This window comes from Veillonella sp. 6_1_27 (assembly GCF_000163735.1).
Classification (GTDB): Bacteria; Bacillota; Negativicutes; order Veillonellales; family Veillonellaceae; genus Veillonella; species Veillonella parvula_A.
The window spans coordinates 23,194-38,973 of the sequence record NZ_GG770216.1 but is presented as its reverse complement, the minus strand read 5'-3'; the positions used below and the strand labels follow the sequence as shown (position 1 = coordinate 38,973).

General features: G+C 40.8%; 5 protein-coding genes. 4 read left to right on the top strand and 1 reads right to left on the bottom strand.

Features of this window, described 5'->3' with window-relative positions; translation table 11 throughout:
• Positions 1-4 precede the first annotated feature (4 nt).
• The 3 genes from HMPREF0874_RS04180 (at position 5) to HMPREF0874_RS04170 (ending at position 7,299) form a co-directional block, all read left to right on the top strand.
• A complete protein-coding gene (locus HMPREF0874_RS04180; RefSeq protein ID WP_008601777.1) occupies positions 5-649 on the top strand; it encodes a hypothetical protein in 645 nt (214 codons plus the stop codon).
• 517 nt (positions 650-1,166) lie between these two features.
• The gene (locus HMPREF0874_RS04175; RefSeq protein ID WP_071985082.1) at positions 1,167-6,548 is read left to right on the top strand and encodes an ESPR-type extended signal peptide-containing protein; all 5,382 of its coding nucleotides are present in this window, start codon (positions 1,167-1,169) and stop codon (positions 6,546-6,548) included.
• A 106-nt stretch (positions 6,549-6,654) separates the two neighbouring features.
• Positions 6,655-7,299 carry a hypothetical protein gene (locus HMPREF0874_RS04170; protein ID WP_039965153.1) on the top strand — a complete coding sequence of 215 codons (645 nt, stop codon included), beginning with the start codon at positions 6,655-6,657 and terminating at the stop codon, positions 7,297-7,299.
• Between the two features lie 112 nt (positions 7,300-7,411).
• Here the strand turns inward: HMPREF0874_RS04170 and HMPREF0874_RS04165 are convergent, their stop codons facing one another.
• Positions 7,412-7,678 (bottom strand): hypothetical protein, encoded by a 267-nt coding sequence (locus HMPREF0874_RS04165; RefSeq protein WP_004692901.1) that lies wholly within the window; start codon positions 7,676-7,678, stop codon positions 7,412-7,414.
• Between the two features lie 703 nt (positions 7,679-8,381).
• On the opposite strand from HMPREF0874_RS04165, the gene HMPREF0874_RS04160 reads away from it, so the two are divergent.
• On the top strand, positions 8,382-15,743 hold the full coding sequence (locus tag HMPREF0874_RS04160; RefSeq protein ID WP_008601770.1) for an ESPR-type extended signal peptide-containing protein: 7,362 nt from the start codon (positions 8,382-8,384) through the stop codon (positions 15,741-15,743).
• Positions 15,744-15,780 lie beyond the last annotated feature (37 nt).

Below are 15,780 nucleotides of genomic sequence, written 5' to 3'. Positions count from 1 at the left end.
AAGTATGAAATTCAAAACATTTATGCCTGTATTGGCACTGGCTTATGTATGCGCGGTAGGTCAAGCGGATGCGGCTCAAGATCGATTGATGATGCCGGAACAACCAGCTGAACCATTAAACGTAATTGAAGCAGAAGTGGCCATTCCTGTACCTAGCGAAGAAGTTCGTGACGTAGTGAATGCTTTTACACAATTCCAATTGGATCAAAAAGGCAAATATATCATGGACGACTCTCGCGTTATGAAGGGGCAAGAGCGGTACCACAATAATGTATTGTATTATATGAACGTTCGTCGTAGCTGGTACATCGTGAGCCATCGTTATAAAAATGACAGCTATGCGCGCATGGCGTTAGATCGTTTGTACAACGATTACAAACAGTTCTTTACAGAACATGTGACTGTATCTGAAGATGCTAAATTGGACTATGCGCAACAAATCATCGATATCTTGGATCGCAATACAGCCAATGTACATGATGATGAATTGCGTTTCTACATGAACGAAATGGTTATCTTCAGCTTGAACGAAGCTATGAAAGACGGCAATAATCGCGTGAAAACTGTGGATGAAAAAGCAGCTCCTGCAATGGACGAACTTCATACAGTGGATCTTCGTAAAGCGATTAATGCACCAACAATTCAGTAAGATCTGGTGTAAGTAATAAACCGCTAATTTAATTAAATATTGTAATTGAATCAGGGACAGTTTCATTAGATTCTGTGATAATACACTGATAACTAAATAATATTTAGAATGTATGGTGTTTATAAAAGCCGGGGCATAGATTGCCTCGGCTTTTGTTATGTATAAATTGAAATTGTTACATGCAAATATGTAAATTTAATGGCATAAATGTATCGAAAAGATGAAGATTTTATTTCCTAATTATTAATTTTGTTAAATAAACCATAAAAATGAATGAAACATGAAAAATTTGTTTACAATATAGATTTTTTTTGATATGGTATACGAGTAGATGAGTATATGATAACAATCTGTAATAAGTGTAATATTTGACTTGTTATGCTGAATATTGTTGGTTTGTATTAGAAGTATAGATAATTTTTATATCTATTACTTCTTATTTTTATTATAGTTTTATATAAGGTTAGATAGGTATTACGCAACGAAAATGTAGTACGAAAGGAACATTATGAATTGAATTTATAAAGTCATTTGGAATCGGGTGAAAAACTGTTATGTAGTTGTGTCCGAAATTGCTAATAATCGCGGGAAAATTAATGGAAGAAGCACAACATGCGTTGGTACACTTTTATGTATTTTGGCACTAGTAGGTGGTACATTATTGCCACTGAATACTGCTAATGCAGTAAATCCTGCGGGGACTGGTGCAGGGGTATCATGGGGAAATGGCACGAATAGTGGCACAGATCAAAATAATGTAGCTATTGGCGGTTATGCGCAGGCCCTTGGACCGGTTTCCTTGGCATTAGGTGCGCATAGTAATTCTTCTGCTTCATATTCAACCGCTATCGGTGGAGGAACACAATCTACTGCGGAAAATGCGACAGCTATTGGTGGTGTAGCCAAGGCACAAGGGAAAAATGCTACCTCTATTGGGGCAAAAGCCGAAGCTAATGGAGAGTATGCTACCACTATCGGTGCAGGTGCAAAAGCGGATAAAACCTATGCTATAGCCATCGGCAGCCTTTCTCACGCTACTGAGGTATCCTCGTTAGCAATGGGAAATAATTCAAAAGCTACTAATACTTATGCTTATGCAATCGGTGGGAGTGCGGAGGCTAAGGGCAGATGGAGTATCGCCATGGGGACAAATGCAGTGGCCGAAGATGATGCCAGCGTGTCTATCGGTACCTGGTCAAAAGCTACTACTGGACAGTCCGTGGCTGTCGGTTATCTAGCTAACGCGAAACAATTAGGGGCAACGGCACTTGGCAGACAGACGAATGCTAGTGCAGTAGATGCAACTGCTATAGGATCTGGATCTTCTTCTACTGCTGAAAACGGTACAGCTATAGGTAAAAGTGCTTCGGTCAGTGCGAAAGACAGCGTCGCTATCGGTACTGGGGCGAAAGCAACCAATGAAAATGCAGTGGCTCTCGGCACCGGTTCTGAAACTGCTGCAGCGGTAGCAACAGCCTCTGAGTCAGTTAATGGAGTAGTACATAACTTTGCAGGTATAAATCCTGGTTCCACAGTTAGCGTAGGTAAGACAGGTATGGAACGGACGGTTACCAATGTAGCAGCCGGCCGTATTTCCGCTACATCTACAGATGCTATTAACGGCAGTCAACTGTATGCAGTGACTACGGAAGTGAATAAGGGCACAGTTTATGCAGGAGATGTAAAAGGTACGGGGGCTACAGATAATAAGTTTATCCAAAGACTGGGGGCACAAACTAATATCGTTGGTGGCGTAGCCGATACATCCAAATTGAGTGATAACAATATTGGAGTGGTATCTAATGGCACAGATACATTGAACGTGAAATTGGCTAAAGAACTGAAAGACCTAACTAGTGTGACTGCTGGTGATACAGTGATGAACACGGATGGTGTGACGATCACTGGAGGCCCTAAAATTGTAAAAACCGGCATTGATGCAGGAAACAAACAAATCGTTAATGTGGCTAGTGGCGGAGACGTAACGACGAATGGTGCCAATATTGGCGATATTAACCGTATCATTACGGCGAAGGATAAGTATGTGACTGGCGGTGCAGCGACTTATCAAGCAAATGGTGAGGGTGCCGCAAATTTAATCGGCACAAACGGATTGACTGCGAACGTGAGTGGATTGAAAAATAACTATGTTACGAGTGGCAGTATTTCTAATGACGGCAAAGTGTTGACACTGGAACGTAACGATACGGGCAAAGTTAATGTTGATTTGAGTAATATATTTACTGAGGTAGCAAAGGGAGATTACCGTTTGGTAGAAAATCCTGAAGCGGGTAGCCAGGGTAAATATAAGGTTGATAGCAATGGAAATATGGTATTGACTGTAGCAAATGATAAAGGCGACAAAAAACAAGTTACATTGACAGATATTGCATCGAAGGCGCAACAAGATAATAATACATCAAGTATTACTACAATCAATACAACTCTTGATAAAGGCTTGAACTTTGCCGGTGATACCGGTGCTGTGAGCAACAGAAAATTAGGCGATACCGTCACCGTTAAAGGCGGTGCCACAGGCGCATTGTCCGATGGAAATATCGGTGTTGAATCCGACGGCAATGGCACATTGAACGTAAAATTGGCGAAAACATTGACCGGCTTGGACAGCGTGACAGCCGGCAATACGAGCATTAATAACGGCGGTTTGACTGTAGGTGGTAAGACCTATGTATCTTCAACAGGTCTCAATGCAAATGATCAAAAAATTACCAATGTTTCTGATGGTACTGTAGGTGCAGGTAGTAAAGACGCTGTAAACGGCGGTCAATTACACGATGCTAAAAACGAATTAAATACTAATATCAGTAATGCTAAAACTGATCTTATCAACAAGGGCCTTCGTTTTAACGCTGATAATAACGCTGAAAAAACGAATAAACTTGGTTCTAAAGTAACAGTCAATGGTGATAACAATATCACTACTGAAATTACGCAAACCGGCGATGATACTACAATCGGCGTTAAATTGAACAAAAATCTTAATGTTCAAACATTGACAGCTACAGATACCGTGAAAGCCGGTGGTGTAACAATGGGTAAACACGCTGATACTAAGAACTATGTGACTGGTCTTGATAATAAAGATTGGGATGTAAATACATCTAATCCTGTAAGCGGTCGCGCAGCTACAGAAGATCAATTGAAAAAAATCAGTGATGTTGTTAAGAGTCAAGGTGCTGCTGCTACAGATTATCGTTTGGTGAAAAATGCAGCTGCTGCAGACGGTGCTTATACAGTTGATTCTAACGGCGATGTTGACTTAACTGTAGAGGATAAAAACCATGCAGGTAGTAAAGAAACAGTTAAGATTAAGGATGTTGCCTCTAAATCTAAATTAGATAAAGTTATCAATGACGGCTTGAAATTCGATGCCAATACAGGCGGCGAAAAAACGAATAAATTGGGGTCCAAGGTATCCGTGAAAGGGGATAATTCCAACATCATTACAAGTATCTCCCAAGATGCGAACGGTGACAGCACCATTGATGTGAAACTCGGCAAAGACCTTAAGACCGAAACGATTACCGCTACCGGTAAAGACGGCAAGGACGGCAAGATCGGCATCAACGGTAAAGACGGTGTTACGACGAATATTTCCGTAACCCGTGACGGCAAGCCGGGCGTCGACGGTGCCGCCGGCACGACCACTACGCGCATTGTGTATCAAAAACCGGACGGCACGAACGAAGAAGTGGCGAACCTAAATGACGGTATGCTGTACGGTGGCGATACAGGTAATGTGATTAAAAAGAAACTTAACAATCAAGTGAATGTTAAGGGCGGTATCTCCGATGAAAGCAAATTAGCGACTGAAGACAACATCGGTGTTGTTTCCGACGGTTCCGATACATTGAAATTGCGCTTGGCGAAAGAATTGAAAGGCTTAACGTCTGCTACTTTCACAAACGGCGGCAATAATACTGTTATCAATGGTGATGGTATGACAATCAATCGTGCTGGTGGTAATGCAGTGAGTCTTACAAAAGACGGCTTAAACAACGGCGGTAACAAGATTACGAATGTAGCTGACGGCACAGATCCTAACGATGCAGTTAATAAATCTCAATTGGATAAAGCTACAGCAGCTGCATCCACAACGGTATCGGCAGGTAATAATATTACTGTAACACCTAGCACCAATGCGAATGGTTCCAAGAACTATGAAGTAAGTCTCAAAGACCAAGTGACATTGGGCTCTGATGCTACAAAACAAATCGCGATGGACGGTACTACAGGTACTATCAAAGCTGGCGATAAAGTTACAATCGACGGCAACAAAGGTACTATTAAAGCTGGTAATGTAACAATTGACGGTGAAAACGGTACCATTAAAGCTGGCGATAAGGTAACTATCGACGGTAAAGATGGTAAGATTGCGGCAGGCAAGGTATCTGTTGATGGCAAAGACGGTTATGTGACAGGTTTGGAAAACAAAGATTGGGATCCTAACAACATCACAAGCGGTCGCGCTGCTACAGAAGATCAATTGCAAAAATCTCACAAATCCTTGGATAATAAGATTACTAACCTAGGTGATGAAATCACGAAAAAAGGTATGAATTTTGCTGGTAATACAGGTGAATTCCACCGTGATTTAGGCCAAAAGGTTACTATCAAAGGTGAAGGTACAGAGTCTGACGATAAATATTCCGGCGAAAATATTAAAACAGTAGCCGACCAAGATGGTAATGTTACTATCAAGATGGCGAAAAACCTTAAGACTGACAGCTTAACTACTGATAAGGTAAAAGTTGGCAAAAACGGTCAAGACGGCGTATCCATTACTGGTCCTAACGGTGTTGATGGTACAGATGGCAAAGTAGGTATTACTGGCAAAGACGGTAAAGATGCTGTATCCATGTCCGGTAAAGACGGTGTTGGTCATATCGGTTTAACTGGTAAAGACGGTCGTAATGCGGATATTGCCGTTGATAAAGGTGATCCAGACTTAGACGGTAACAACATCACTCGTATTAAGTACCAAGACGAAAACGGTAAGACCCACCAAGTAGCAACTAAAGATGATGGTATGAAATACGGTGGCGATAGCGGTTCCGTAATCAAGAAAAAGCTTAACGAACAAGTTAATGTAGTGGGTGGCATTACTGATGCTAGCAAGTTGACTACAGAAGACAATTTAGGTGTCGTATCCGATGGTACTGGCAACCTTAAGGTTCGTATGGCGAAAGACTTGAAAGGTCTTGAAACAGTAACCACTAAGGATGCTGCAGGTAATACTACAGTTATGAACGGTGGCGGTGTAACGATTACACCTGCTAGCGGTAATGCTGTGAGCCTTACTAAAGATGGTTTGGACAACGGCGGTAACAAGATTACCAATGTTGCTGCTGGTGTAAACGGTACAGATGCAGTTAATGTAAATCAGTTAAAAGGTGCAACGGATAAGATGGCGAATGCTATCAATGCTGTAGCGGGCGAAACACAACGTGTAGGCGCACATGCAGCGGCTATGTCTGCATTGAAACCTATTCAATATGATCCATTGGAACCAACTCAAGTGATGGCCGGTATCGGTAATTACAGAGGTGAAACTGCGGCGGCGTTAGGCGTTGCACATTACACAGCAGAAGACACTATGTTCCATGTAGGCGTATCTGTTGGTAGTCACCATAACATGGTGAATGCCGGTGTAACTCACAAATTCGGTAACTCCGATGCGAAGAAAGCGATTCCAGATCGTTATAAAGGTGGCCCTATTAGCTCCGTTTATGTGTTGCAAGATGAAGTGACAGCGTTGAAAGCTGAAAATGCACGCATGCAAGAAAGCCTCAATGAATTGTCTTCCGTTAAGGCTGATAATGAACAAATGAAGGCTCAAATTGCATTACTTATGCAACAAGCAGGGCTTACAAAATAACTTGAACTTGATTAAATGGATTATTTAGTATACTCTAGTCATGTAAGAATCATGTAAGGAATATGAAAGCCGCCCTTTGGGAGGCGGCTCATCATTAGGAGGATTTATGAAATTCAAAAAATTTATGCCTGTATTGGCACTTGCTTGTGTATGCGCGGTAGGTCAAGCGGATGCGGCTCAAGATCGATTGATGATGCCGGAACAACCAGCTGAACCATTAAACGTGATTGAAGCAGAAGTGGCTGTTCCTGTACCTAGCGAAGAAGTTCGCGACGTAGTGAATGCTTTCACACAATTCCAATTGGACCAAAAGGGCAAGCGCATCATGGATGATTCCCGCGTTATGACTGGTCAAGAGCGTTACCGCAACAATGTGTTGTACTACATGAACGTTCGTCGCAGCTGGTACATCGTAAGCCACCGTTATAAAAACGACAGCTATGCGCGCATGGCGTTAGATCGTTTGTACAACGATTACAAACAGTTCTTTACAGAACATGCGACTGTATCTGAAGAGGCTAAATTGGACTATGCGCAACAAATCATCGACATCTTGGATCGCAATACGGCCAATGTACATGATGACGAATTGCGTTTCTACATGAACGAAATGGTCATCTTCAGCTTGAACGAAGCTATGAAAGACGGCAATAATCGCGTGAAACCTGTAGATGAAAAAACAGCTCCTGCGATGGACGAACTTCACACAGTGGACCTTCGCAAAGCGATTAATGCACCGACAATTCAATAATGTTAGATGATTCAATTATAAGAATTAAGTGTTGTTGTGTTGTATTTCTTATAATTGTATGACCGATAAAAAATATCGGGGTGTTGTTTGTATTAACAATACCCCGATATTTTTATGCATATAATTTTGCAATCAATGTGATTCGCTGACCTTGAATCACCTTATATGTAATTTTTTTTACGATGGCCGTAAAATTGTGATGCAGAAATTGTAACTGATCGTTAGGTTGAACGTCCGCATCATATGTGAATACGCCTTCTTCCCCATTAAAGCGACCTTTGATTGTGAAAGTTTGATTATCTCGTGTAACTACGATATCTTCTTCTGTAACCGTATTTGGTTTATCTATATTTTGTTGTAAGATATTGAGTTCTGACATAGATTTCTTCCTCCTTTCTGCTTTCAGTATAACAATAAAAATTAAAAAACACATGGAGTAATCGTATAAATTGTTTTTATACACATATGCTCTATTTCTATAAAGCCTATAAATCCCGCCGATACGCCTTTAGAGTGCCTTAGAATAAAAAAGGAATGACAGCGATTTGAATTTCACCTGTCATTCCCTTTACTATATAATAAAATGCTACCTTTATTGATTGTGCAATAGTTAATTTGCTTAAGTAGGTATGTAGTAATTGTGTACGTACATTGAGTCAAAATGGCAGAAACACTGTACGATATCTGTTTATGAAAAGATATCATTCTATTATATGATCTATCATAAATCAGAATGATGAAGAGAAAATAAATTGATTATATATGGTGTAATATTGGTACATAATTATGGAGCATATTAGTATTATTTATGAAAGTTGGTGAATAATAGTAAAAAAATACAGCATTTATGCAGAATATTCAGTATATTTAATTTTATCGAAATTATTAATAACTTAAACACAAAAGTTTTATGAAAATAAAATGAAAAAAAGTTTACTTTTCCCGTAATATGTGGTATTTTAGATATACACATTCAAGAATGTCGATGAATTCTCAATACATCATCGATACATCATTGTTATTTCATTAAATATGTAGATAGTTAGTTAGTAAGTTTTATAAGTTTTATAGGAGAAAGATTAATGAATCGAGTATTTAAAGTGATTTGGAATCGCACAAAGGGCTGCTATGTCGTTGTGGCAGAAACAGCAAAGAACATGACGAAACGTTCTTCTTTGTCGGTTGTATTCTCTAAAATGGTAGGTGCTACAGCAGTTGCCGTTATGCTGACAGGCGTTATGATGCCTACCGATGCCTTAGGGGCACCTATTACAAGAGGTAACGGTGCACAAGCTGAAAATGACGGTGGTATTGCTATCGGTGATAATACGGCATCTAAGGGTGACTATAGTATTTCAATCGGTACTAATGCATCTGTAGGTAGAGGTGATACTGATGAAGGTAAAACACAGAGCGGTATTGCTATCGGACAAGGTGCAACTGTAACTGTTGATGTTGCCAAAGGGGCAGATGTTCCAGCAGATCAAAGAACAGGTGGTATCGCCATCGGTCAAGGTGCAACGACCAAGGTTGTTAATGCAATTGCTGTTGGTTCCGGTACTAGTGCTGATGGTGCACAAGCTGTAACTATCGGTCATAACTCTCGTTCGATTACCAATAACAGTGTAGCATTAGGTAATGAAACACGCGTGGCATCTCTTAATGGTTTTGCTCTTGGTAATAATGCGCGTGCCGGCTATGATGAAACCAATAAATTGATAGGTCTTCCTAATGACCAAGCCTTCGGTTCCAATGCACGTGCTTATGGTGGTTCTTCCATGGCGTTCGGTAATGATGCGAAATCCAGTGGTGGTGGTGCGGTTTCTATAGGTAACGGTTCTCAATCTAGAGGTGATTGGGCGGTAGCTATCGGTAATGGCTCTAAAGCTTTGAAACAGGGCTCTTCTGCATTGGGGACGAATGCTACAACTAATAGCTCTCACTCTACTGCACTCGGTTGGGGTAGTACTACAAATGGCTACGCTGATATCGCGGCTGGTGATGGTTCTGTTGCATCTGGTGGTAATTCCCTAGCAATAGGTGTGCAATCTTCTACATCTACTGGTGCGGTAGGTGCTGTAGCATTAGGTTTAAGCAGTAAAGCTGAGCAAACAAACTCTATGGCATTAGGTGTATCTGCTAATGCTGCACATGAACGTTCCGTTGCACTAGGTGCTAACTCCAAGACTGATGCTACAGTAAGCACACCAAATCAATTGGTAAATGGTTTATGGTATAAAAACTATGCCGGCGGTTCTGCTGATTCCACAATCAGTGTAGGTAGTGATACGGTAAAACGTACCATTACAAATGTAGCTGCCGGTCGTGTGAATGCACAATCTACAGATGCAATCAACGGTAGCCAATTATATGGTGTTGCTAATACTTTAGGTAATTTGGCAAGTACTACAAAAGGCATTTTAGGTGGCAATGCAGCGCTTGACCCTGATACGGGTAACTTGTCGATGAGCAATATCGGTAACACAGGTAAAGGCACGATTCACGATGCTATTAAATTCAATAAAGACACAATAGATAAAGGCCTTAACTTTGATGCTAATACAGGTGGCACGAAAAATAATCTATTAGGTTCTAAAGTTACCATCAAAGGTGACGGCAACAATATTAATGCCGCAATTACACAAGCTAATGGTGATACAACTATTAATATGACTTTGGGTAACACCGTTACAATAGGTGCAGCGAACCCTGTAACGATTAATGGTACTACAGGCCATGTAACAGGCCTTCAAAATAAAGACTGGAATGTAGATAATCCTGTAGCTGTATCCGGCCGTGCTGCGACAGAAGATCAGTTGAAAAAGGTAAACGATAAAGTTAATACCAATAAAGCTGCCATCGATAAAAATGCTGGAGATATCAATACTAACAAGCAAAATATCACAAAAAATGCTGGCGACATTGCGAATAACAAAACTGATATCGCTAAAAATAAGCAAGATATTTCCACTATTAACACAAAGATTAATAAAGGCTTGAACTTTGCTGGCGACACAGGCACTGTAAGTAATCGACAATTAGGTGATACTGTAACTGTTAAAGGCGGTGCTACAGGCACATTGTCTGACGGTAATATCGGTGTTGTATCCGATGGTAATGGCACATTGAATGTGAAATTAGCTAAAACATTGACAGGCTTAGATAGCGTTACAGCTGGTAATACTAAGATTGATAATGGTGGCTTGACCGTAGGTGGTAAGAACTATGTATCTACAACAGGTCTCAATGCGAATAATCAAAAGATTACTAATGTTGCAGATGGTAGTAGCACTAATGATGCAGTTAACTATGGACAATTACAAGCTGCTATCGGCGGTACAGCCAAAGCATCCACTGTAAAAGCAAAGGATGTGAATGTAACTGTAACAGAAAGTACAAACGCAGCAGGCGGTAAGGAATATACTGTTGGTTTAGGTAATAAAATTACTGTAGGTACAGCACATCCTGTAACTGTAGACGGTGATGCTGGTCATGTAACAGGCCTTACAAATACAGATTGGAATGTAGATAATCCTGTGGCTGTATCCGGTCGCGGTGCTACTGAAGATCAGTTAAAAGCGGTAAACGAAAAAGTTAATACTAATAAGACTCAAATCGACAAGAATAAACAAGATATCGCTGATAATAAGCAAAATATCACAAATAATGCTGGCAATATTGCTCAAAACAAGCAAGACATCTCCAATATTAATACAAAAATTAATAAAGGATTGAACTTTGCTGGCGATACTGGTAATGTAAGCAACAGACAATTAGGCGACACTGTAACTGTTAAAGGCGGTGCTACAGGCACACTGTCCGATGGTAATATCGGTGTTGTATCTGACGGCAATGGCACATTAAATGTGAAATTAGCTAAAACATTGACAGGTTTGGACAGCGTGACAGCAGGTAATACTAAGATTGATAGCAACGGTTTGACTGTAGGCGGTAAAACATATGTATCTCCAACAGGTCTCAATGCGAATAATCAAAAGATTACCAATGTTGCTGATGGAACTGTAGGCGCAGGCAGTAAGGACGCTGTAAACGGCGGTCAATTGCACGATGCCAAAAACGAATTAACTACTAATATCAATAATGCCAAAACTGAACTTATCAACAAAGGTCTTCGTTTTAACGCTGATAATAACGATGAAAAAACAAACAAACTTGGTTCTAAAGTAACAGTCAATGGTGATGGTAATATCACTACTGAAATTACGCAAACTGGTGATGATACTACAATCGGCGTTAAATTGAAAAAAGATCTTAATGTTACTACTGTTACTGCTACAGATACTGTAAAAGCAGGCGGCGTAACAATGGGTAAACACGCTGATACTAAAAATTATGTGACAGGCCTTGAAAATAAGGACTGGGATGTTAATAAGTCTAACCCTGTAAGCGGTCGTGCTGCTACAGAAGATCAATTGAAGAAAATCAGCGATGTAATTAAAAGCCAAGGTGCTGCGTCTACGGACTATCGTTTAGTTGCAAATCCGGCAGTTGCAGACGGCGCCTATACAGTTGACTCTAACGGTGATGTTGACTTAACTGTTGAGGATAAAAACCATGCAGGTAGTAAAGAAACAGTTAAGATTAAGGATGTCGCATCTAAATCTAGCCTTGATAAATTAAACGATCGCGCTGTTAAGTATAATTTGGACAATAATGGTGACGTTGATAAGACAAAAGTAACTTATGAAGGTCCTACTTATGCTAATAAAACTGGTGGTACTCATGTAACAAATGTGGCGTATGCGACAGGTAACGATGGTAGCGAAGCGGTTAATGTGGATTACTTGAAAGATAAAATCAAAGATAGCGAAGATGCATTAACTAATAAAGGCTTGAAATTTGATGCTAACAATGGCGGCGTAAAAACAAATAAATTGGGCTCCAAAGTAACCGTTAAAGGGGATAACTCTAATATCATTACGGAAATCTCTCAAGACGGTAACGGTGACAGTACAATTGATGTGAAACTTGGTAAAAACCTCAATGTAGAAACGATTACTGCTACTGGTGCAAACGGTAAAGACGGTAAAATCGGTATTAATGGTAAAGACGGTGTAACAACTAACATTTCTGTTACTCGTGACGGTCAACCTGGTGTAGACGGTGCTCCTGGTACGACTACAACTCGTATTAGATACCAAAAACCTGATGGTACGAACGAAGAAGTGGCTACTTTGAACGACGGCCTTAAATTTAAAGGCGACATGGGTGCTATATCTAATGTTAAGCTTAACAAGCTAGTAAATATAACAGGTGGTGTGACAAATGCATCTGATTTGGCAACCGGAAATAATATCGGTGTTACATCTGCGACGGTTGATGCTGACGGTAATGCAAAATTACAATTGCAATTGGCTAAAAATTTAACAGGCTTGCAATCTGTAACGGCATCCGACACTGTGAAAGCTGGCACTGTAACCATGGGTAAACAAGAAGATGGTGCGAACCCTGGCAATACTGGCAACTATGTATCTGGCTTAGATAATAAAGATTGGGATATTCAAAATCCTAATATGGTATCCGGTCGCGCCGCAACAGAAGATCAGTTGAAAACAGTTAGCGACGAAGTTAAGAAACAAGGCGCTAATGCTACGGACTTCCGTTTGGCGAAAAATGCGGCTGAAGCTGACGGTGCTTACAAGGTGGATGATAATGGCAACATTGATTTGACTGTAGAGGATAAAAATCATCCGGATAAAAAGGAAACCGTAAAATTGAAAGACATTGCCTCCAAATCCAAATTGGACGATGTTATCAATAAAGGCTTGCAGTTTGATGCTAATAGTGGCGGTGTACAGACTAATAAACTTGGTTCCAAGATCACTATTAAGGGTGAAGGTACTGATGCTGATAATAACTACAGCGGTGAAAACCTTAAAACTTTCATCAAACAGGATCAAAATGGCAATACAATTGTCGATGTGAAGATGAATAAGAACCTTAAAGCTGAAACTGTGAAGGTCGGTAAAGGTGATAAAGATGGTGTAACTATCACTGGCCCTGAAGGCCCGAACGGCTTAGACGGTAAGGTAGGTGTTACTGGTAAAGACGGGAAACCTGCTGTATCTATGTTCGGTAAAGATGGCGTAGGCCATATCGGCTTGACAGGCCCTGCAGGTACAAATGGGGTGAACGGTACAAACGGTATCGACATGTCCGTGAAGAATGGCTACGATGATGATACTAAAGGCGTTAAAGGTGCAAAAGGCGTAGACGGTGTTGATGGTATCACTCGTATTGTTTACCAGGACAAAAACGGCGAACATCAAGTGGCAACCATGGATGATGGTATGCTCTACGGCGGCGATACAGGCAAGGTGATTGAAAAGAAACTTAACAACCAAGTGAATGTTAAGGGCGGTATCTCTGATGAAAGCAAATTAGCGACTGAAGACAACATCGGTGTTGTTTCCGACGGTTCCGATACATTGAAATTGCGCTTGGCGAAAGAATTGAAAGGCTTGACGTCTGCTACTTTCACAAACGGCGGCAATAATACTGTTATCAATGGCGATGGCATGACCATCAATCGTGCTGGTGGCGATGCAGTAAGTCTTACAAAAGACGGCTTAAATAACGGCGGTAACAAGATTACGAATGTTGCTGATGGCACGGACCCTAACGATGCAGTTAATAAATCTCAATTGGATAAAGCTACAGCAGCTGCATCCACAACGGTATCTGCAGGTAATAATATTACTGTGACACCTAGCACCAATGCGAATGGTTCCAAGAACTATGAAGTAAGTCTTAAAGATCAAGTGACATTGGGCTCTGATGCTACGAAACAAATCGCAATGGATGGTACTACAGGTACTATCAAGGCTGGTGATAAAGTTACAATCGATGGCAATAAAGGTACTATTAAAGCTGGCAATGTAACAATTGACGGTGAAAACGGTACCATTAAAGCTGGCGACAAGGTAACTATCGATGGTAAAGATGGTAAGATTGCAGCAGGCAAGGTATCTGTTGATGGCAAAGACGGTTATGTGACAGGTCTAGAAAACAAAGATTGGGATCCTGACAACATCACAAGCGGTCGTGCTGCTACAGAAGATCAATTGCAAAAATCTCACAAATCCTTGGATAACAAGATTAATAACCTAGGTGATGAAATTACGAAAAAAGGTATGAATTTTGCTGGTAATACAGGTGAATTCCACCGTGATTTAGGCCAAAAGGTTACTATCAAAGGTGAAGGTACAGAGTCTGACGATAAATACTCCGGCGAAAATATTAAAACAGTAGCCGACCAAGATGGTAATGTTACTATCAAGATGGCGAAAAACCTTAAGACTGACAGCTTAACTACTGATAAGGTAAAAGTTGGTAAAAACGGTCAAGACGGCGTATCTATTACTGGTCCTAATGGTGCTGACGGTACAGACGGCAAAGTAGGTATCACAGGCAAAGACGGTAAAGATGCTGTATCCATGTCCGGCAAAGACGGCGTTGGTCATATTGGTTTAACTGGTAAAGACGGCCGTAATGCGGATATTACCGTAGATAAAGGTGATCCAGACTTAGACGGTAACAACATCACTCGTATTAAGTACCAAGACGAAAACGGTAAGACCCACCAAGTGGCAACTAAAGACGATGGTATGAAATACGGTGGCGATAGCGGTTCCGTAATCAAGAAAAAGCTTAACGAACAAGTTAATGTAGTGGGTGGCATTACCGATGCTAGCAAGTTGACTACAGAGGACAATTTAGGTGTCGTATCCGATGGTACTGGCAACCTTAAGGTTCGTATGGCGAAAGACTTGAAAGGTCTTGAAACAGTAACCACTAAGGATGCTGCAGGTAATACTACAGTTATGAATGGTGGCGGTGTAACAATTACACCTGCTAGCGGTAATGCTGTAAGCCTCACTAAAGACGGCCTCAACAACGGAGGTAATACAATTACCAATGTAGGTCCTGGTGTAAACGGCACTGATGCAGTTAACGTAAATCAATTGAAAGGTGCTACAGACGGTTTAGCTAATGCTATTAACTCCGTAGCAGGCGAAACACAACGTGTAGGCGCACATGCAGCGGCTATGTCTGCATTGAAACCGATTCAATATGATCCATTGGAACCAACTCAAGTAATGGCTGGTATCGGTAATTACAGAGGTGAAACTGCGGCAGCTCTTGGCGTTGCACATTACACAGCAGAAGATACAATGTTCCATGTAGGCGTATCTGTTGGTAGCCACCATAACATGGTAAATGCTGGTGTAACTCGTAAATTCGGTACTTCCGATGCGAAGAAAGCAGTTCCTGAACGTTACAAAGGTGGCCCTATCAGCTCCATGTACGTAATGCAAGATGAAATGACTGCTTTGAAAGCTAAGTACGAAAAAGTACAACGCGACAATGAAGAAATGAGAGCACAAATTGCATTATTGATGCAACAAGCGGGCTTGAAATAATATGAAATAACATATTGATATGGCAGTGCTTATAAAA